Genomic DNA, 21,350 nt, shown 5'->3' on the forward strand with positions numbered 1-21,350 from the left:
GAACAGCAGCAACATCGCAGATAACAGCATGAACATCTCGATGAACAGCAGCAACATCGCAGATAACAGCATGAACATCTCGATGAACAGCAGCAACATCGCAGATAACAGCATGAATATCTCGATGAACAGCAGTAATATTGCGCAAAACACGACGGATATTACTGAAAATCGCAGTAATATTGCCACTAACAGTGCAAATATTGCGCAAAACACGGCTGACATTGCTGAAAACCGTCAGCGAATTGATGAAGCCTTTGATGAAATCGAAGAGAACAGCTCCGGTATCGCAATGGCCCTGGCACTTTCTAGCCTTAACAAAGGCTTGTTGCCAGGTAAGCGCTATGGCATCGGGGTTGCCTTTGGTACTTTCAAGAGTGAAGTATCAATTGCTGCTAATGGTACATTCTTGTTTACTGACCCGAACAGCGACGGCACACAAGTTCTCTTTAATGTCGGTGCTGGTTTTGGTTTAACCCAAGATACATTTGGTGCTGCGGCCGGTTTAACTCTCCAATGGTAAGTCCCTTGAAGAACAACTCTGTTTTACAAGCCTTCGTGGTGTTAACTCTGGGGTTAATGCCTTTGACAACACCACAGGCTTTTCTTACTCCTGTATTGGCTCAGTCCGATGTTGCCCAAACTAGAGCGGCAATTACAACTGAGAATGACCGAATATTTGTTCACTCTCTTATTAAGTCTTCTTTGTTATCTCTGAACCAAGCGAATCAAACTCAAGATTATTCGGTATTGAGAAAACTGGGTTCTCCTGGATTTCAGATGAAAAATACAGAGCAAGATTTGTCGAGGATTTTTCGCTCGACTCGGGAAGCAAATCTGGATTTTACTGCCGTTACAGAGTACGAACCAACATTTACATCTCAGCCGATGCTAGATGAAGACAATAATTTGCTGGTTACGGGTTATTTTCCAACACAACCTCAAATTAATTTCGAACTAGCTTATCAATTGATTAATGGTACTTTTCGCATTGATACCCTCACAATCGGGATTGGAGCGCAATAGTTAGCATTTTTCTCTTGATCTGCTTATAAGAGCCAGCTTCTGGAATTTTTTCTAGGAGCTGGTTTTTATTATGAAATCAGCAGAATTTTCTGATGTATTGATATGTAGTATTCGTTTTCTTATTATGGGTTGTTAATCTTGATATAGAAAGTTATACTTTGTAGTATCTGAGCTTTCTTGAGAGCCAAAGTGTTTTGGAATTCAAACTAGATTATTTTGAAATCCCAAAAATAAAATTAAATTATCAAACTGATGGGCAAATCTCGCAAAAAAAAACGTCAAAATGCTACACGTAAATCTGGAAAAAGTTACGTGGCATCTAAAAATCAAAAAGCGAATCACTTTAATGGGTCTGAAAGCTCCTGTGATGCTCTTATTCAGGTGGGGATGGAAGCTTATCAGTCTGGTCAATTTAATAAAGCTTTTAGTTGTTTTCAAAATGCACTTTCATTTCAGCCCAAGCATGATCGGGCGCTTTTTTTGCTGGGGGCAACTTACAATCACCTGAATCAGCATGATGAGGCGATCGCCACCCTCGAAGCTGCAATTCAAGTTAATCCCTGTGAAGCCCAATATTATTGTCATCTGGGCAATGCCCATTTCGCCCAGGGGGATGTCCAAAAGGCGATCGCCAGTTTCCAAAAATCAATCCAGACCCAAGCTGACTATGTGGACGCGAGGTTTAACTTGGGGAATGTGTTTCTCGACCAAAAATGTTTTCATGAAGCCGTTGATGCTTACCAAAAAGCGGTTCATTTAGATCCTGAAAATACGGCAATTTATAATAATTTGGGGCATGCTTTCCACGGTCTTGAAAAATACGATGAGGCCATTGCCCAATTTCAAAAAATATTGACGCTTAAACCAGGTGATATAGATGCCCGAAAGCATATCGGCAATGCCCTACAACAACAAGAAAAATACACGGAAGCCCTGGAAATTTACGAGGCACTGTTAGCAGAGGATCCAAACAATGCTGGTGTTTATAACAATATTGCAAATACACTCCAAAAAACAGCTAGATTTGAAGCATCTTTAACTGCCTATCGAAAGGCGATCGCCCTAGAGCCCCAGTCCGCAAGTACCCATTTGAACTATGCCCTAGGCTTACTATTAAATGGAAAATTTCAAGAAGGTTGGCAAGAACACGAATGGCGCTTGCTGGTTTCTAAAGTGGTTCCAAATTCATTGCAAACTGAACCTTGGCAGGGTGAACCTTTAGCTAATAAAGAAATTTTACTGTGGAGTGAACAGGGACTAGGGGATTCAATTCAATTTATTCGCTATGCATTATTGCTGCAACAACAAGGTTATCAAGTTACTGTAGCGACTCGTGCCCCTTTATTGGAACTATTTAGGACTTCTTTGTCACCAAAAATTAAGGTGATCAGTCAAGATTCTGAGGATCTCAGTAACTATCAAAATCATGTGTCGTTGATGAGTTTACCTTGGATTTTTCAGACGGATCTACACAGCATTCCCAATCAAATTCCCTATCTACGATCGCCAGCACAAATTCCCGAACATTTACAGTTACCCCAATCATCCGCAACAAAGATTGGTTTAGTTTGGGCCGGGGGAAAAATCAATCCTATTTTGTATAAATCAAAGTCAATTTACCTAGAGGATTTTTTTCAGGGACGGCAGGATTTGTTAACGTCAGGCAACTACTCCTTTTGGAGTCTCCAAGTTGGAGAAGATGCAGCCCAAATCGAACCCTGGTTAGCGTTTGATTCTGTTTTTGATTTGAGTCACAAACTACAGAACTTTGCAGATACAGCAAGTGTAATTCAGCAACTCGATCTTGTGATCACCGTAGATACTGCGGTGGCTCACCTTGCGGGAGCGATGGGTAAACCAGTGTGGTTGATGTTGCCCTTTGTACCTGATTGGCGTTGGTTGCTAGAGAGGGATGATTGCCCGTGGTATCCGGGGATGCGCTTATTTCGTCAGCCCGCACTGGGCGATTGGGAGTCGGTATTTGACAATGTCCGGGCCGCACTCCTTGAGTTTGTCCCAGTAACAGATACGCAACCAGTTAAAACAGTGCCACAACAACCTTTACTGAGGCCAAAAGCTGGATCGCAATCCCAAAAAATCAGCGGCAGACTCTACATCAACGGGGCGAACAACTCCAAAGAACGGGGCAACTAACGGCGGCGATCGCCGTTTATCAAGAACTCTTAACACTCGAACCTAATCCTCTCGAAACTTACAATACCCTAGGCAATCTTTTCCACCGAACAAATCAGCTTGATCAAGCAACCACCATGTTCCAAGCCGCGGTCAAGCAGGCTCCGAACGCCCCCGGACTGCAATACAACTTAGGAAATGCCTATTTGCTCCAAGAAAAATACGACCAGGCGATCGCCTGCTATGACAAAGCATTGCAGCTAGATCCCCAAGACCGCAACACTTGGAATAACCGAGGTCATGCCTTTATGGGCCTCAAACAATATGATCAAGCCATTGCATCTTTTCAGGCAATTCTTGAATTTATCCCCGACGATGCCGACTCTTTTAGCCACATCGGCACCGCTTTACAGGAGCAAGGGAAAGGCCCAGAAGCTATTCAAAAACTAAGGTATGCCCTGCAACTAAAACCAGACAGCGTTGCAATTAAATATAATTTAGCCAATCTTCTCCAAAGAAATGGCTTTTTCCTAGAGTCAATTCAGTTTTATCGTGAAATCTTACAACAAGCACCAGAACATAAAGATGCTAATTTTAACTTGGGCTGGGTTTTGTTATTAATTGGTGAACTCCAAGAAGGCTGGAATCACTACGAATACCGCTTTTCCCCCCAAGATTTAAGTAATCGACTCCTACCCACACCCATGTGGCAAGGGGAAGCACTTCAGAACAAACCCCTCTTATTATGGAGTGAACAAGGTTTTGGCGATGCAATTCAATTTGTGCGGTATGTTGCCCTCTGCGTTGATCGTGGAATTGATGTGATTTTAGGCACCCGTAATTCCCTAAAACGTCTTTTTCAAAAATGCTTAAACGTCACTGTAAATGTTATCGATCAAGATCAGTTACAAGGAATTGATCCAAATATTCACCACTGTCCTTTGATGAGTCTGCCCTATATTTTTCAAAGTACAGAAGCATCCATTCCTCAAACAATCCCCTATCTGACGGTGCCAGACATTTCAGATAGTCTAATATTGCCAAGGACAAAAGGAAAAAAAATAGGTCTTGTCTGGGGGAGCAAGATTGAAAATCAGCAAATGTACCGGAGTAAAGCAATTCAACTCCAAGAATTTATTCCAGTTTTTCAAGATTTATTAGATACCGAACAAATTACTCTGTGGAGTTTACAAGTTGGCGAAGATGCAGCACAAGTCCAACCTTTTTTGAGCCATTCGGGGATTTTTGATCTCAGCTCTATAATTACAGATTTTTACGATACCGCTGCTATTATCACGCAATTAGATCTTGTGATTACGATTGATACTGCTGTGGCGCACTTAGCTGGGGCCTTGGGGAAATCTGTTTGGGTGATGTTACCCCATATTCCTGATTGGCGTTGGCAGTTAGAACGGGAAGATAGCCCCTGGTATCCGACAATGCACTTATTTCGCCAAGGAATTGCCGGAGATTGGCAGGGTGTTTTTGGTCAAATATACGAGGCACTTGTGGGGGAATTGATTTTAGAAGCTTTATCGGGGACAGCCTCAGTAACGCACCAAGAAAACCTAGATAAAAAACCTACAGTGTTTACTGACGCAGGCTCCGTAACTCCACCAAAAATCAAAAGTAGCCAGGAAGTAACGTCCTATCGTAGCCTTGCAGAAAGTTTCAGAGCCGCCCGAGACTTTGAGCAGGCGATCGCCATGTATCAAAAGGCCATTGAAATTGAACCGAATAACTCAGAATTGCACAATGATCTAGGCAACCTATTCTACGAAAACAAAAGTTATTTAGAAGCAGAAAAGCAATTTCAAGAAGCCCTAAGTCTAGAACCAGAAAATGCCAACCTATGCTTTAATCTTGGTAACACATTTTTAATGCAAGCCAAATATAGAGAGGCAATTGCAAATTATCAAAAAGCACTACAGAGTAAGCCAGACCATGATGGCGCAGTAAATAATCTTTGTTATATATCTAATCAGGTTTCTGATACTAAAATATTAGTAGAAGCACTGTATTCTTTTATAGAAAATAAAATCAGCCAAATACAAATATATAAAGAATACGGCAAAATTTTGAAAGCCAATGGTGCGACTCAACAAGCAATTTTGGCTTTTAAGCAAGCGATGATTCTTGACCCTGAGAACAATGAGATCAAAATAGCCCTTGTTCAATGTTTAATAGAGAGTAATAAAACAGAAGAAATAGCACATTCATCTCCACAATTTTTGCAAGAAAACTTGCTCAATACAGGCGTTCAAATTGCTGACATCGAAAGCCTGCAAAGAGAAAAAGAAAACAACCCAAAAAACTTGCAATTTGTTGAAAAAATTATCCAAGATATTCCCATTTATCTCCGCGATAGTCAGTTGCAACTAGCACATATCTCAAAGTCATCAACCAAAACAATTATTCACTTGATTTCGCATTTTCGTGGCCATCCAGAATTGGGCCATACTGGATATAATATCCATGCTTTTAATTTTGCTAAAGCCCTCGATAGTTTATGTTGCGATGGTGATACCCAAGTGCTGGTCAGTGATTTGCTTAACCAAGAAGAAATGACTAACCATTGCCAATACTTGCAGCAGTCTCAGTGTTCAATTATAAATATTTTTATTGGCATGGGCTACGATTGTTGGGAAAAACTCCAGCCATTCCCAGGCATCAAAATTGCCTACACCGTTTGGGAATCGACCAAATTGCCAGATAGTTGGGTTCCAAATCTAAACCGCTGCGATTATGTTTGGACTGCTAGCCATTGGGGGAAGACAGTTTTAATTGGAAATGGTATCAAACCAGAAAAAACCTTTGTCGTACCCGAAGGCGTAAACGGCGACCTATTCTATCCTGAACTCCCAGTAGATCCCATGCTTGAAAACGATGGTGAATTCAAATTTTTTACCGTTGGCAAATGTGAACCACGTAAAAGTACAGCCGAGTTAATCAAGGCGTTTGATTTAGAGTTTCATGCCGATCCTGATGTTTATTTGGTGCTAGCTTGTGACAATGTTTTTGTGCATCAGTTTAATATGCAAGCTTTCGTTGAAAACCTTTGGCTTAGAAACTATCATAAGTTTATTTATATTTCTCGAAAAAGTGATTATGCAGATGTTGCTAAAATTATGAATGCTTGCCATTGCGGTGTCTTTCCAACCAAAGCGGAAGGATGGGGATTACCAATTATTGAATCGATGGCTCTCGGTAAACCGACGATTGCCACGAACTATAGCGCCGTTACAGAGTATGCCAATGAAGATAATGCGATTCTACTTGATTATTTCGATGTTCCCATTCAGGATGTAGATCTCTTTTTTAATCGAATGGATGGGGATTATGGTACCTGGGCAATGCCAAAAACCCAGGATCTCCGTAGAAAAATGAGGGCTGTTTATCAAAATTATTCACACTATCAACAAAAGGCGATCGCCTCATCAGTCCAGGTTAGGCGAGACTGGTCTTGGCAAGCCGCAGCAAAAAAAGCACTAAATGTTATTCAAAGTATTTTGTCATACTAGCAAGCTTTAACTCCACTTTAGAACTAAAATAGACTTTGATATTAGTAGCTAAAATCACACAGCGTTTCTATTAATTTAATCCTAAAAAATTCAGAATGATAAACCAAGAAAACCTCAAGCTTCATTTAGGATGTGGCCACAAAATCCTGCCAGACTATATTAATGTCGATAAATATGGTAATCCTGATGTTGTATTTGATTTAGAAACCTTTCCTTGGCCTTGGGAAAATGATAGTGTCGTCGAAATTGTCATGCATCATGTCCTAGAGCATTTAGGTCAAGATACAAATACCTACTTGAAAATTATCCAAGAGATTTATCGTATCTGTAAAAACCAAGCCGTTATTGATATTCAAGTGCCGCACCACCGCCACGACAACTTTATTATTGATCCAACCCATGTTAGACCCATTACAGTTGAAGGCTTGACTATGTTTTCAAAAAAAGCAAATCTTCAGTGGCAAGCAGCAGGCGTAGCGACAACAACATTAGGGTTATATTTAGATGTTGATTTTGAAGTCACTTCTGCAACCTATGTACCTGATGGAGAGTGGGCTAGCAGATGGAATGAAAAAAGTATCACCTTAGACGAACTATCCCAAGCTGCTAGAAACTTCAATAATGTTTTTGGGGAAGTACATATAAAAATGGTAGTTGTCAAGTAGATTACTTGAAGGTGTATTTTTGGATTTTGGCTATGGAGAGCTAGTTATGATCAAATCCATATCTATTATTGTTCCTTGCTATAACTGCGGATATAGAATTGTCAAAACATTTCAAAAAATAGAAGAAAGCATCGCTTTTTTTCGGAAATATTTTAATCGTCCTAAACCTGTTGAAATTGAAGTGATTATAGTTGATGATTGTTCCACAGATAAAACTCCTGATATTTTAAGCTTGCTACATTCCACTGGTGAGTATCAACTCAAGATTATTTCACATCCTCATAATCGTGGTGCTTCAGTTGCCAGAAATACAGGCGTGAAAGCATCAATAGGAGAAATATTATTTTTTTGTGACGGAGATGATTTTTTTGAAGCTGAACATATTCTTTTTTGTTATTCAATTCTTAACGCCAATTTAGAAAAAAAATCTATAGTTGAAGTTCAAGCGCCATCATGTCATTGGACAGTTTCAGTGCCCGAAAAAAGAATAGGATATGTGGCGACAGGTGTAAAACTCGATCCAGAAATTCATTCTTCCTGGAAGCAAATTTTAGCGAATAGTCTAACAATTAACATCTGTGTACATCGTGCTTGTCACGAATTTATTAATGGCTTTTCTGAAGAACCTATTTTTAAAATCATGGGAGGGAGTGAAGATTGTCTTTATCGAGAAATGTTAGATCATTTTTTTGAGTCAGGTCGTTTTTATGACGTAGAGACGGTTGAGTATAAACGATACCCTGGTAATGCTATTGATAAACAAATGCCAAGGGTGTCACTTCCCTATGGAGAGTATGTAGGTGAACTACCCCATGAGCAGGAATTTGACAATATATGGTTTAAAGAAAAATTAAGGACTATCAATCAAGACGTATTGATGCGACTTGAGAAAAAAAGAGAAGCCTACAATACTCTTTTTCCCCAGGTTTTTAAAGTGTCAGATCACTGACTCTTTAATATCGAAACCCGTTAATGCTTGGAACAAACAGTATGAGCTTTTTATTTCAGATTATTAATTCTAGTTTTCCTTTAGGCTCATATAACTATTCAGAAGGGCTAGAGTTTTTTATCGAATGCACTCGGCAAGATCATTCTTTGACGACGTTTCAGGAGTGGTTACAAAGAGAGTTGACCTATGGCTCAATTCGTCTTGATACCCAAGTAATGCTGACTGTTGTGCGGGCGATCGCCGCTGATGATTTGACCCAATTGCAGTATTGGAATAGTTGGTTGAATGGGACGCGGGAAACCAAGGAACTCCGGCAACAAAGTATCCAGATGGGCAATAGTTTGTTGAAACTGTTGGGGGATTTAGACGAAAACAAACGACCACAGCTAAGGGCTTGCCGGGAGCAGATCGGCAAAAACTGCCATTATGCGATCGCCTTTGGGATAGCGATCGCCCTCTGGAACATTGAGCCGCACCAGGCCGTTTTAGGTTATCTCCATAGCTGGCTGAGTAACTTGGTGAGTGCGGGGGTAAAGTTGATTCCCCTCGGACAAACCCAAGGCCAACGGATCATCTACCAGTTACAACCCCTAATTATTGAGACGGCAGAAACTTTGGTGACGCAAAAAGAGATGGATCTTTATGCCTGTACCTGGGGTTTAAGTTTGGCGAGTATGAACCATGAAACCCAATACACTCGCCTTTTTCGGAGTTGACCCCCAGGGGTTAAGATAAGGGGCATTCTTTTTTTCGGTGAATGGCTCAATGACGATGCACCTCAAGCTCGGCTGGCTCTACCCCACCCTCATGGGCACCTATGGCGATCGCGGCAATGTGATTTGCCTAGAAAAACGAGCCCAATGGCGACAGATTACCGTTGAAGTGATCCCCCTCGATAAAGAAGCGCCCCTAAATGTTTGGGAAGAAGTAGATTTGATTGTGGGCGGCGGCGCCCAAGACCGCCAGCAGGAAATTGTCATGCGAGATCTCCAGGGAGCCAAGGCCGAACAATTAAAAGCCCTCATCGAAGATCAAGTGCCAGGGGTCTTCACCTGCGGCTCACCACAACTGCTCGGTAAATATTATGAACCTGCCCTCGGCCAACGCATCGAAGGTCTCGGCATTTTAGATCTTGTCAGCAAACATCCGGGCTTTGGGGCAAAACGTTGCATCGGGAATGTCGCCTTTGAAATCACTGCTGAACCCCTCGCCACAGAATTAAAGGCCAAACTCGGCGATCGCCCCATTGCCATCGGCTTTGAAAACCACGGTGGGCGTACTTACTTAGGAGAGGTGCAACCCCTAGGCAAAGTCCTCAAGGGCTACGGTAACAACGGCGAAGATGGTTGGGAAGGGGCGTTCTACCAAAAGGCGATCGCCACCTATGCCCACGGGCCACTGCTACCGAAAAATCCGTTCCTGGCCGATTGGCTCCTCGAAAAAGCCCTGGAACGGAAGTACAACACCGAAATTCACCTTGATCCCCTCGACGATCAACTGGCCCGCCAAGCACGCCAGACCATGTTCCAGCGGCTCACATTGTCTGTATCGAGCAGCCCCATTTAGGCAACCCCGTTTAAACTTAGCAAGTAGACCCTTCTCACCAGCACTGCCTGACAAAACCAATGGAGAAAGATGCGAAAAGCCCCTTGATCCTGATCATTCCCTGCACCCTGTTAATGACTGTTTTTTTCAGTGTTTGGACGATCTGTGTGGTGGCGATCGCCTTTTTGGTGGCCTGGTATCTCTGGCAACAGTACCGCTGGCAACAACTCTCAATCACCCTCACCCCCGATTTCCGTCGCCTGATCGAAGCCAACCAAGGGAAAATTACCGTAGCCGACTTAACCCTGGCTACGGGCTTATCGGGGAATGATGTCCGTTGGTTTCTCGAACGCAAAGCAAAGGAGTACGCCGCCCAGGCTGTGGTTTACCAAAAAACAGGCATTGTCTATTACTTTTTGACGAGCGGTGCCCTGGGCAGTATGTTCAATGGCAGTGATCCCGAAATCCCAGAGCCAGACCCCCAGGAACCCACGCCACCACCCTTAACTCCAAAATCACCGCCAGCACCGATGATTCAAACGGAACTCGCGAAACGTTTTTCCGTACATCCCAGCACCCTCCGTAAACGCCGGGGCCGTGATAATTTTGCCGAATGGAGTCAGGCTAAAGATCCCGATAATATTTCCTGGCGCTACGATCCCAATACCCGTCAGTTTTCGCCCCAGCAATAACCCTGTTCATTTTTACCCCCATAATTTAATTCATTCTCCCATGCCCGATCTGCACCAACATCGCCAACAGTTTCCTGCCCTCACCCACAAAACTTACTTTAACTACGGTGGCCAGGGGCCGTTACCCCAGTCGAGCCTTAATGCCATCCTCGACAGTTATCACCAGGGCGATCGCCAAGGGCCTTTTTCCCTCGCCCAGGGTCAATGGGAAACGGGCATCATTCAAGAATTGCGGGGGGCGATCGCCGCTGAACTCCAAGCTCAACCCCAAAATATTGCCCTCACCGAAAATGTAACTGCTGGCTGCAACATTGCCCTCTGGGGAATCAACTGGCAACCGGGGGACGAAATCCTCCTCGGTGATTGTGAACATCCAGGCATTGTTGGCATTGTCCAGGAGATTGCGGCCCGCTTCGACGTGAAGATTCGCATTTGTCCCCTCTTTGACACCCTCAATGGCGGTGATCCTACAGCGGCGATCGCCCAACATTTAACCCCCCAAACTCGCCTTTTGGTGATTAGCCATCTTTTTTGGAATACAGGCCAGATATTGCCTTTAAAGGAAATTTGTACCCTCTGCCATGGCCAAAATACCCTGGTGCTGGTGGACGCGGCCCAATCCTTCGGGATGCTACCCCTCGATTTGCCAGCCTTGGGGGTCGATTTCTATGCCTTTACGGGTCATAAATGGTGGTGCGGCCCGGCTGGGGTCGGCGGACTTTATATTTCCACCGAGGCGATCGCCCAGCATCGACCGACCTTTATTGGCTGGCGGGGGGTAACCCAGTGGGAGACAACAACTGAAGTGGCCCTCGCCCAGGATTCCCGCCGTTATGAAGTCGCAACTTCCGCTTATCCTCTCTACGTTGGCTTAATGGAGGCGATCCGCTTCCATCAACAATGGGGTGACACGGCCAGCCGTTATCAACAAATCTGCGATCGCAGTGCCTACTGTTGGGAAAAACTCAACGCGATCCCCCAGGTGCAATGTCTCAAGGCTACGCCACCCGCTTCGGGGTTAGTCTCCTTTCAAGTCGATACCGCCCAAAGCCACAGTGATATTGTCAAAGCCCTCGAAGCCCAGGGGTTTTGTCTCCGGACGATCCGCTTCCCGGACTGTATCCGCGCCTGTACACACTACTTCACTACCACCGCAGACATCGACCAATTGGCGATCGCCCTCACCACCCTCCTCAAATAATCCTTCCTTGGGGAAGGTGGCCGGAGGTCGGAAGGGGTTTTTCCCTGGGGAAGGTGGCTAACAGAGGTTGTTATGGCAGCACCCCCAATTCCTGTAAACAGCGACGGGTAACCTCCAGGCGAGCAGAACCATCTTGGGGACTGTTGATATCAATGTTGGTCGCAAAAAAGTACACATCATCGCCCCGTTCCACATAGCCCACATACCAACCGATATTCTGAACTCCGGGGTTCCCAAAACCAAACCAGCCTGTTTTGGCTCGAATCGTGTAATTGGGGGTTTGTTCAGCGATCATGATTTCCTTGACCATGGCGATCGCCTTTTCCGAAAAAGGTAACTCATTGGCATAGAGACGGCGCAAAAAGTCCACTTGACCTTGGGGGGTGATTTGTAATGTGCCATTCAGCCAAAACTGATCAATATTCTCTGGAGTGCCAATGGTTTGATTACCATAGGCGATCGCCTCGATCCACTGTTTCATCCGGCCATGGCCCGTCCGCCGTGCGAGGACTTGGTAAAACCACACCGCCGAATGTTTGAAGGCTTCCTTTAGATTCAGATCCCGATTCCACACCGGTAATTCCCGCGTAATCCCATCCCAGGTGAGTAACGCCAGCTCATTGGGGATTACCCCCGTTTCGAGGGCAATCAAGGAATTGGGAATTTTAAAAGTTGACGCGACCGGAAAAGCGGTGCGGTTGCGGTGGGCATTGTACTGAAAAGTCCGGTTGGCTTTCAGATCGTAGATTAGAATCGATCCCTCCAGCCTTAGGGCTTGGAAATGCTGCTGGAAATTAACCGTCTCCGATACTGTGGTAAGGGACGGGGGCGCTGCTGCCAATCCTGGTGAATTGTTAGACAGGGTGTATATCCCCATCCCCATGAAGGATAAGGAGGTTCCTATCAGCAATGCTACGGTTCGGAAGGGGATCAAGGCAGGCATAATTGCAAAGGGTAATCGCTTATCACTTCATCCTAGGGCCAAAGAGTTACGTTGAATTTGGTTTCATGCCTTGTTTGTCGATGTTCCCAAAGAATCATTCAAGGCGATCGCCTACAATCAAACGTTGAAGATTCCATTGGTTTGTCGTTGCTATGAATTATCTGATCGCCGTATTCCCAGACCGTATGACCGCCGAAGAAGCCTATACCCAACTGGAAAAAGCTAAAGTTCCCACCAAAAATCTAGCTATTGTTGGTCAAGGCTACCAAACCGCCGATGAATTTGGCTTTATCGATCCCTCTAAGCAGGGGCGCAAGCGAGCAAAATTGATGGCCTATTGGCTAATCCCCTTCGGTTTCTTTGGGGGTTTTGTCTTCGATTACATTACGGGGTTAGATACCTTCGCCTGGGCTGGCACACCGGGTAATCATATTGTCGGGGGTCTCGCTGGAGCTGTTGGCGGGGCCATGGGGAGCTATTTCGTCGGCACAACCGTTGGCTTGGCGGTGGGGAGCGGCGATGCCCTACCCTATCGCAATCGCCTCAATGCAGGGAAATACCTCGTGATCTATAAATATGAGTTGAATAAATATCGCGATTTGGTGACCCGTCTACTCCAGGAGCAAAATCCGGAAAATCTCCAGGGCTATTCAGAATCTGGAGGGATGTAAGCCTTTACCATGGCCGACACCCCTTCACCCAAAAAATTAGCGGCCCTTGCCGTTGGTGAGCAGGGAGAGCTTTTTGTAGAGCAGCACCTCGAAAGCCAAGGTTGGCAAATTGTCGCAACCCGTTGGCGCTGTCGTTGGGGAGAATTGGATCTGGTGGCGTTCCATGCCCAGACAAAAATTCTCGCTTTTGTAGAGGTAAAAACCCGACAACAGCACAGCTTGGATTATCAAGGTTTACTGGCGATCACCCCCAGCAAACAACGCAAAACCGTCCGGGCAGCTCTGCAATTTCTAGGCAATTTTCCCCAATATGAAACCTACGGTTGTCGCTTTGATGTGGCCCTTGTCAGCTACAGCAAGACTGCCGTCTTTCCCCAGGGCTTCAGCTTGGCTGCTTACTTAGAAGGGGCATTCGAGGCCGATGCATTCTAGAATGTAGGGTGTTTTCCGTGATTCTTAAAGCCCTGTGGCGATCGCCCCATGACCACTTCTGAACTTAGCTCTACCTCCGCGCAAAATTTACCCACCGTTGGCCCCTTTACCATGTTTCGCCTGGGACTTTTTAATCTGGGCTTGGGTCTGATGGCAGTGTTGACCCTGGCGGTACTCAACCGGGTGATGATTAGTGAGCTGGATATTCCGGCGACGGTGACGGCAGGGGCTTTGGCGGTACCACAATTTATGGCCCCCGCGCGGGTGTGGTTCGGGCAACTGTCCGACAGCAAAAAGATTTTTAAGCTCCACCGCAGTGGTTATGTCTGGATTGGGACGGTGTTGTTCGGTTCGGCGGTTTTTGTGGCGGTACAAATCGTCTGGCAGTTGGCCCTAGCGGTGCGGGAAAATGGCGGCTGGGCCTGGTCTGGAGAGATGTTGCTGTGGGCGATCGCCCTGGGGGCAGTGCTCGGTTTCTATGGCCTGGCCCTCAGCTCTACGTCCACCCCCTTTACGGCGTTGTTAGTGGATATTTCCGATGAAAATAATCGCTCAAAAATTGTGGCGGTGGTCTGGTCGATGTTGTTGCTGGGGGTTGTGATTGGCGGGATTAGTGGCAGTATTTTCCTCGATCAGGTACAACAGGCCGGGGTCATCCTGGGGGCCAATGCCGGAGCAATCATCACCCAAGGGGAAAAGCTCCTGAATACGCCCATCGAAAGTTTACAGGGGCCAATTAATTCTCTGTTTCTAGTCGTGCCGGCGATCGCCTTTGGTTTGGGGCTACTCGGTATCCTTGGGATCGAACGCAAATATTCTCGCTTTAGTCGACGGACTGCCCCCACAACGCGGGAAGACCAAATCACCTTTCGGGACTCCATTAAAGTCGTCCGTAGTAGTCCACAAACAGCCATTTTCTTTAGCTTTCTGGTAACTTTTACAATCAGCCTCTTTATGCAAGAAGCCGTGCTGGAGCCCTATGGCGGTGAAGTGTTTGGGATGTCCATCGGCGAAAGTACCCTGCTCAATTCCTACTGGGGGATCGGTGTTCTCGTGGGCTATAGCGTGACCGGATTTTTGGTGGTGCCGCGCCTAGGGAAGAAAAATACTGCCCGTTTAGGTTGTTTGCTCACAGCGGCTTGTTTCTTTTTAATTATTCTGGCCGGGTTCACCCAACAGCCCCAGATCCTCAGATATGCCCTCGTTCTCTTTGGGATGGCCACGGGGATCGGCACCATTGGCGCGATTAGTTTAATGCTTGATCTCACCGCCGCCGAAACCGCTGGTACTTTCATTGGCACCTGGGCGCTGGCCCAAGCGATGTCCCGGGCGATCGCCACTTTAATGGGGGGAGTCGTGTTAGATATTGGGCGGGCAATTTTTCAAACCCCCCTCTTGGCCTACAGTTCTGTTTTTGTGCTCCAAGCCGTGGGGATGTTCAGTGCCATTTTTATTCTCAATAACGTGAATATCCGCGAATTCAAAGAAAATACCAGGCAGGCGATCGCCACGATCCTCGAAGGAGAACTAGATGGCTAGACAAAGTGTCTATCTCTCGCTACCGTTAGGAAAACCATCTGAACAGTCATCGTTCCAGAACTAACCATGCGAATTCTAGTGACCGGCGGCGCAGGGTTCATCGGCTCCCATCTCATTGATCGCCTGATGACCGAAGGCCATGAAGTCATTTGCCTCGATAACTTTTACACAGGCCGCAAGCATAACCTTTTGCAGTGGATTGGCAACCCCTACTTTGAAATGGTGCGCCACGACATCACCGAACCGATCCGCCTCGAAGTGGATCAGGTTTACCACCTCGCTTGTCCTGCCTCACCGATCCATTACCAGTTCAACGCCATCAAAACCGTTAAAACCAATGTCATGGGCACCCTAAATATGCTGGGGTTAGCCAAACGGGTCAAAGCGAGAATTCTGTTGGCGTCTACCTCTGAAGTCTATGGCGATCCAGATGTCCATCCCCAGCCCGAGACTTACCATGGCAATGTGAATCCAATTGGGGTTCGCTCCTGTTACGACGAGGGGAAGCGGATGGCGGAAACCCTGGCTTTTGATTACCACCGCTCTAATAATGTTGATATCCGTGTCGCCCGAATTTTTAATACCTATGGCCCCAATATGTTGCCGAATGATGGGCGGGTAGTGAGTAATTTTATCGTCCAAGCCTTGCAAGGCAAACCACTGACGGTCTATGGGGATGGTTCCCAAACCCGGAGTTTTTGCTACGTAAGTGATTTGGTCGAAGGTTTGATTCGTTTGATGAACCGAGACTTTATCGGCCCTGTCAATTTAGGGAATCCCGATGAGTACACGATTTTGGAGTTGGCCCAAACGATTCAGAATATGGTCAATCCTGATGTTGAGGTGGCCTTTGAGCCGCTGCCCCAGGATGATCCGCGTCAACGGCAACCGGACATTACCCGTGCTAAAACCTACTTGGATTGGCAGCCAACGGTGCCCCTCAAGGTGGGCTTAGAAAAAACGATCGCCTATTTCCGCGATCGCCTCGCAGAATAACTAACGGACAACAACACGAGAAATTCACTAGAAATTGCGATGAAAGTTTGTGTAATTGGAACGGGTTACGTGGGCTTGGTCACAGGGGTTTGCCTGGCGCACATGGGCCATGATGTCATCTGCATCGACAATAATGAGCAGAAAATCAAGCTCATGCAGGCGGGGCGATCGCCGATTTATGAACCCGGTCTAGCGGAACTGATGCAGCAGGAAATGGCCACCGGACGCTTGCAATTTAGTACAGACCTCAGTTTTGGCGTCAATCATGGGGAAATTCTGTTTATCGCTGTGGGTACCCCAGCCTTGCCAACGGGGGAAAGCGACACCCGCTATGTGGAGGCCGTGGCGAAGGGTATTGGTGAACATTTACCCGCCGATAGTTACAAAGTAATTGTTAACAAATCAACGGTTCCGATTGGTTCAGGGGACTGGGTGCGAATGATTGTCCTCGATGGAGTCAAACAGAAGCAAAACGGCCATACGGTGCAGTTTGATGTGGTCAGTAACCCCGAATTTCTCCGGGAAGGGTCAGCAATTTTCGATACTTTTAACCCCGATCGCATTGTTCTAGGTAGTAGCAACTCCAAGGCGATCGCCCTGATGAAACAGCTTTATGATCCCCTCATCCAAGGGCAATTTAGCGCGCCAGAACATCCCAAACCGATTCCGGTGGTGGAAACGGATCTCAATTCCGCCGAAATGATTAAATATGCCGCCAATGCTTTCCTTGCAACGAAAATTAGCTTTATTAATGAAGTGGCGAATGTGTGCGATCGCGTGGGAGCAGACATTCTCCAGGTGGCGAAGGGCATCGGCCTCGATAGTCGCATTGGCAATAAATTTCTCCAGGCAGGCTTGGGTTGGGGCGGTTCTTGTTTCCCGAAAGATGTGGCCGCTTTAGTACACACTGCCGAAGATTATGGCTACCAGGCGCAACTCCTCGCAGCGGCAGTGACGGTGAATAATCGGCAAAAATTAATCGTCGTCGAAAAACTCCAACAGGAATTGAAAATTCTTAAGGGGAAAACCATTGGTTTGTTGGGGTTAACCTTCAAGCCAGACACCGATGATATGCGCGATGCTCCATCCCTGAAGCTGATTGCAGAACTTAATCGTCTAGGAGCACGGGTAAAAGCCTACGATCCGATTGTGTCCCAAAATGGCATTGGTCACGGCCTATCAGGGGTGATCATCGAAGATAGCCCAGAAATGTTAGCGGACACCTGTGATGCTTTGGTTTTAGTCACAGACTGGCAAGAATTCTTGCACCTCGACTATGGGCAATTAGGCGATCGCCTCCAAAATCGGTTGATCATCGATGGCCGGAATTTCCTCGACCGAGACGCCCTCGAAACCCTGGGGTTCCGCTATGTGGGCATTGGCCATTAAGTGTTTTAAGCTTCAAGTTGAGGTTTGTGACATCAGTTCTGTGGCGGTTTCGCGCATGGCCAGGGCAATATCCTGCAAATCCTCGCGGTTCGTGAGGTAAGTATCTAGGGCATTCATCGGATCGAGGGATTGACCAATGCCCAGTTCCGGTAGACGGGGCCGGGACAGTTGGCTCACCAGTTCCGCTTGAATGGAAGCTTGATGGGCGGCTTTGAGGGCTTTTCTGAGGGCACGTTGGTCAATGAGTTCTGTCTGTTCGGGGCGAATTTTGTAGATGAGGCGGACAACGGTATCGGTGATCGAAACCTGTGCAATTTCGTTGAGAATCGCAGTTTCTGGCTCGTCTGCGTCGCTCACATCAATTTTGATCGTGCGGAACGCCCGGGCCGGGAGGGGCACAAATTCCCAATCCGCTTGACCTTTGCGGAGATTGATTAAAACATAGCCCTTTGCTTCTTTTTCCTCGCTAAAATCAACCCGTTCAATGCTGCCAGGATAGATGATGGGGGGATCATTGCTGGGGTTGAGGTTTTGGTGGCGGTGCACATGGCCGAGGGCTACATAATCGAGTTCAGAACGGTTCAAGAAAGCCACTGGAATGTTAAAGCCTTTGCCTACAGCGAGGAAGCGCTCGGCCCCCAGGTTGGCGCGGTCGGCCATGAGATGACCCACCAGGATCGCGGGAATATCGGGATCGAGGCGACGAATTTCTGCTTCGAGGATTGGTTCGAGTTTCTGAAGGAGGATCTGGTGGATTTCGTTGAGGGTTTTGCCTTCGGTTTGTTGCCGGGTGAGGAGGGTGGCTTGGTTCAGCCAGGGCAGGGTAATGATTTGCAGGGGGCCTTTGGGCAGTTCGAGGGTGTGGGTGCGGAGGCGATCGCCCACGATAAAACCAGGCACCGCCAGGGTGCGATAGATATTTAAACTAGCGCCCCCATTGCCTTGGGAATATTGGTCATGGTTGCCGACGACGAGCACCGCCGGGATATTGTGGGCGACGAGGCGGCGAAACTGTCCCGCAAAGGCTTCGTGGATGTAGGGGGCGGGGGTGGCATCGGGGAAGGCATCCCCAGCAAAAATAACGAGGTCTACGGGGTCGGCGATCGCCCGGTCGATACAAAGCCCCAGGGTCTGCTCAAAATCTTCGAGGCGGGAATTGAGTCCGGTTTCTGGGTTCACCCGACCATGGGAAAAACCGCTGCCCATATGGATATCGGCGAAGTGAAGAATTCTGAACATGGTGGCGGTGGTTTATTTTTTGATTTCTTACAATGGAAGGCGATCGCCCCTCCCATCACCCCCAATCATAATATGAAGCGTCACCGTGAGTCCGCCACCACTGTCTGTGAACGTCCTTCCCTCAAACGCCCCCGGCAACTGCAATGCCAGGCGATCGCCAATGATGATGTGGGTTATTTGCAAGCTTTTTTGCGGGCTGCTGGATTTTTACCCCGTTCGGCGGTGATTGACGGCATTTTTGGGCGCACCACGGAAGCGGCGGTTCGGTCATTTCAACGGGCGAATAAATTGCCGAAAACGGGCACCGTTGATCCCCGCACCTGGCGAACTATTGAACGTTATCAACAATTATTTTTAGCTTCTCCCGCGACGGCTGAACCTCCCTCCGAACAGGCCCCAGAAGCCACTTCCCTTTTGCAACAAGATCGGCCCGAAAAACTTCTGTTGCGCCGGGGGGCTGGCTTTGAAATTTCGCCCCAACAGCAGGCCGTATATTATCTGCAAAAATTGCTGCAACGGGGTTTATTTATCCCAGAAACGGCCAAGCTGGATGGAAAGTTTGGTCGGCAAACGGAAAATGGGGTGAAGTTTTTTCAGGTGCGCCAAAAATTGGTGACCGATGGCATTGTGGGACTGTCCACCTGGGAAGCTTTGGAAAAATTCGTTTGGGATCAAGAGGCGATCGCCAAAAAATATGCTGATTTGCAACATTTTGCCAGTGGGGAATTTCAAGCCAGTGACCGCAAATATCCCATCCTTCACTTGGGCGATGGTTTAGCGACGCCTCAACTCCACGCCTCGGTGCGCTATTTACAACGCTTGCTGCAGCGGTTGCTGTCCCTGGAGCATTTCCCCATTGATGGTCACTTTGGCCCCCAAACCGAACAGGCGGTTAAACGCTTTCAGATGATTGCAGAATTAACCATTGATGGCGTCGTTGGTGCTCAAACTTGGATGACGCTTTTGAATCAATGGGTGGAAGTTTATCTGCCCCTACGCCCCCTTAAAAGCTATGGCGATCGCCTGATTGCCTCCTTAGAAAATCATCCCCATCAGGATGCCGCCCGCAAAACGATCCCGATGCTTTTAGAAACCTGCCAACGTTGCGGGATCATTGAACCGACTCAAGTGGCTTATATTCTCGCTACGGCGGGCTATGCAGGCGATTTTGGTGCCAGTCTTGTGGAGCCGACCCCAGACTCAACCCTCGAAAGTCGCCGCGATTTGGGGAATATCCAACCGGGCGATGGACTGCGCTACCAGGGCCGGGGCTTCGTAAAAATTGCGGGTCGGTTAAACTATACCCGGTGGGGCGATCGCACCGGGGTTAACCTTGTCGATCACCCAGACTTTGCTGCCGAACCTCACCTCGCGGCGATCATCCTCGTGCTGGGGCTACGCGACGGTTCGTTTACGGGCCAAAAATTAGACGATTACCTCAATGGCGATCGCCAAGATTTTTACCATGCCCGGCGCATTGTCGCAGATCTCGATCCCGCCGCCGCAATAATTGCCCAATCTGCCATTGATTTCCTCAAGGTACTCCATTGAAACAGTTACTCAACCTCCTCATTCCCGAACCCAAAAAAGCCCAAGTGGGCCTCCCCCGTCGCCGTAAAAAAAGCAAAGTCAAAATCAAAACCGCCGCTGAAATTGCGATTATGCGGCAATCGGCGCAGATTGTCGCCACCGTCCTTAAAGAAGTGAGTGAGATCATCAAGCCGGGGATGACCACCCTCGAAGTGGATACCTATGCCGAACAGCGGATCCGCGAAATGGGCGCGACACCGAGCTTTAAAGGCTACTACGGTTTTCCCGGTTCGATCTGTATCTCGATCAACGATGAAGTCGTCCATGGCATTCCCCGGGCCGATAAACGCATCCACCAAGGGGATATCGTCAAAGTCGATACAGGTGCCTTCTTCAATGGCTACCATGGCGATTCTTGTATTACCGTCGGCGTTGGCAAAAAGATTAAACCAGAGGCCAAACGGCTAATGCAGGCAGCCGAAGAAGCGCTCTACAAAGGCATTGAGCAGGTAAAAGCAGGCAATACGCTCCTGGATATTGCCGGGGCCGTGGAAGACCATGTGCACAGCTACGGTTACCAGGTGGTGGAAGATTTTACAGGCCATGGGGTCGGCCAAGCGCTCCATGAGGAGCCATCGGTGTTTAATTTTCGTACCCGTGATCTGCCCAATGTCGTCCTAGAAGCGGGCATGGTGCTGGCGATCGAACCGATTGTCAATGCTAAAACCAAGGAAACCATTACCCTCGAAGATAAATGGACGGTGATTACCCCCGATAAGTCCCTGTCAGCCCAGTTTGAGCATACGGTGCTGGTGACGGAAACAGGCTACGAAATCCTCACGGATCGCGATCTGGTGTAATTACCCAAAAAGCGAAAAA

The 21,350-nt window shown here is 47.3% G+C and carries 19 protein-coding genes; 17 read left to right on the plus strand and 2 right to left on the minus strand.

The genetic code is table 11. The features are described from left to right. From AACT35_RS03120 to AACT35_RS03165, 10 genes are all read left to right on the plus strand, one after another. Positions 1 to 523 (plus strand): hypothetical protein (locus AACT35_RS03120; RefSeq protein WP_216820529.1); only part of this gene is annotated, 523 nt, incomplete at its 5' end. Beyond that, positions 517 to 1,026 carry a hypothetical protein gene (locus AACT35_RS03125; RefSeq protein WP_143596769.1) on the plus strand — a complete coding sequence of 170 codons (510 nt, stop codon included), beginning with the start codon at positions 517 to 519 and terminating at the stop codon, positions 1,024 to 1,026. The genes AACT35_RS03120 and AACT35_RS03125, both read left to right, overlap by 7 nt. Before the next feature lie 312 nt (positions 1,027 to 1,338). Further along, positions 1,339 to 3,180 carry a tetratricopeptide repeat protein gene (locus tag AACT35_RS03130; protein ID WP_158227953.1) on the plus strand — a complete coding sequence of 614 codons (1,842 nt, stop codon included), beginning with the start codon at positions 1,339 to 1,341 and terminating at the stop codon, positions 3,178 to 3,180. 8 nt (positions 3,181 to 3,188) lie between these two features. After that, the gene (locus AACT35_RS03135; RefSeq protein ID WP_256376221.1) at positions 3,189 to 6,680 is read left to right on the plus strand and encodes a tetratricopeptide repeat protein; all 3,492 of its coding nucleotides are present in this window, start codon (positions 3,189 to 3,191) and stop codon (positions 6,678 to 6,680) included. A gap of 95 nt (positions 6,681 to 6,775) precedes the next feature. Then, positions 6,776 to 7,345, plus strand: a complete 570-nt coding sequence (locus AACT35_RS03140; RefSeq protein ID WP_254047990.1) for a class I SAM-dependent methyltransferase — start codon at positions 6,776 to 6,778, stop codon at positions 7,343 to 7,345. A gap of 46 nt (positions 7,346 to 7,391) precedes the next feature. Further along, positions 7,392 to 8,294, plus strand: coding sequence for a glycosyltransferase family 2 protein (locus AACT35_RS03145; protein ID WP_339374586.1), 903 nt, complete (start codon positions 7,392 to 7,394; stop codon positions 8,292 to 8,294). A 41-nt stretch (positions 8,295 to 8,335) separates the two neighbouring features. After that, positions 8,336 to 9,010 (plus strand): urease accessory protein UreF, encoded by a 675-nt coding sequence (locus AACT35_RS03150; protein ID WP_099238876.1) that lies wholly within the window; start codon positions 8,336 to 8,338, stop codon positions 9,008 to 9,010. Positions 9,011 to 9,059: 49 nt separating this feature from the next. Then, a complete protein-coding gene (locus AACT35_RS03155; protein ID WP_254047991.1) occupies positions 9,060 to 9,860 on the plus strand; it encodes a type 1 glutamine amidotransferase in 801 nt (266 codons plus the stop codon). Between the two features lie 113 nt (positions 9,861 to 9,973). After that, positions 9,974 to 10,531 carry a hypothetical protein gene (locus AACT35_RS03160; RefSeq protein WP_254047992.1) on the plus strand — a complete coding sequence of 186 codons (558 nt, stop codon included), beginning with the start codon at positions 9,974 to 9,976 and terminating at the stop codon, positions 10,529 to 10,531. Between the two features lie 40 nt (positions 10,532 to 10,571). Next, a complete protein-coding gene (locus AACT35_RS03165; protein WP_099238881.1) occupies positions 10,572 to 11,732 on the plus strand; it encodes an aminotransferase class V-fold PLP-dependent enzyme in 1,161 nt (386 codons plus the stop codon). A 70-nt stretch (positions 11,733 to 11,802) separates the two neighbouring features. Here AACT35_RS03165 and blaOXA read toward each other — a convergent pair whose 3' ends face one another. Next, positions 11,803 to 12,573: a class D beta-lactamase gene (gene blaOXA / locus AACT35_RS03170; RefSeq protein ID WP_339374587.1), complete on the minus strand. Its 771-nt coding sequence runs from the start codon at positions 12,571 to 12,573 to the stop codon at positions 11,803 to 11,805. A gap of 254 nt (positions 12,574 to 12,827) precedes the next feature. On the opposite strand from blaOXA, the gene AACT35_RS03175 reads away from it, so the two are divergent. The 5 genes from AACT35_RS03175 (at position 12,828) to AACT35_RS03195 (ending at position 17,702) form a co-directional block, all read left to right on the plus strand. Beyond that, positions 12,828 to 13,346, plus strand: coding sequence for a hypothetical protein (locus AACT35_RS03175; protein WP_062435601.1), 519 nt, complete (start codon positions 12,828 to 12,830; stop codon positions 13,344 to 13,346). Positions 13,347 to 13,355: 9 nt separating this feature from the next. After that, positions 13,356 to 13,778 (plus strand): YraN family protein, encoded by a 423-nt coding sequence (locus tag AACT35_RS03180; protein ID WP_099238885.1) that lies wholly within the window; start codon positions 13,356 to 13,358, stop codon positions 13,776 to 13,778. Between the two features lie 48 nt (positions 13,779 to 13,826). After that, entirely contained in the window at positions 13,827 to 15,317 is a 1,491-nt protein-coding gene (locus AACT35_RS03185) for a BCD family MFS transporter (RefSeq protein WP_062435607.1), read from the plus strand. A gap of 66 nt (positions 15,318 to 15,383) precedes the next feature. After that, the gene (locus tag AACT35_RS03190; RefSeq protein WP_065711202.1) at positions 15,384 to 16,313 is read left to right on the plus strand and encodes a UDP-glucuronic acid decarboxylase family protein; all 930 of its coding nucleotides are present in this window, start codon (positions 15,384 to 15,386) and stop codon (positions 16,311 to 16,313) included. 39 nt (positions 16,314 to 16,352) lie between these two features. Beyond that, a complete protein-coding gene (locus tag AACT35_RS03195; protein ID WP_099238887.1) occupies positions 16,353 to 17,702 on the plus strand; it encodes a UDP-glucose dehydrogenase family protein in 1,350 nt (449 codons plus the stop codon). A 12-nt stretch (positions 17,703 to 17,714) separates the two neighbouring features. Here the strand turns inward: AACT35_RS03195 and sbcD are convergent, their stop codons facing one another. Next, the gene (gene sbcD / locus AACT35_RS03200) at positions 17,715 to 18,941 is read right to left on the minus strand and encodes an exonuclease subunit SbcD (RefSeq protein ID WP_099238944.1); all 1,227 of its coding nucleotides are present in this window, start codon (positions 18,939 to 18,941) and stop codon (positions 17,715 to 17,717) included. Between sbcD and AACT35_RS03205 the strand changes: the two genes are divergently transcribed. Both AACT35_RS03205 and map read left to right on the plus strand, forming a co-directional pair. Further along, positions 18,909 to 20,492 (plus strand): peptidoglycan-binding protein, encoded by a 1,584-nt coding sequence (locus AACT35_RS03205; protein WP_216820530.1) that lies wholly within the window; start codon positions 18,909 to 18,911, stop codon positions 20,490 to 20,492. The two genes, sbcD and AACT35_RS03205, sit on opposite strands and share 33 nt — an antisense overlap. Then, entirely contained in the window at positions 20,489 to 21,331 is an 843-nt protein-coding gene (gene map, locus AACT35_RS03210) for a type I methionyl aminopeptidase (RefSeq protein WP_099238891.1), read from the plus strand. Before AACT35_RS03205 ends, map begins: the two co-directional genes overlap by 4 nt. Positions 21,332 to 21,350: the final 19 nt, after the last annotated feature.

This window comes from Synechococcus sp. BDU 130192, from assembly GCF_963876085.1.
GTDB lineage: Bacteria > Cyanobacteriota > Cyanobacteriia > Cyanobacteriales > MRBY01 > MRBY01.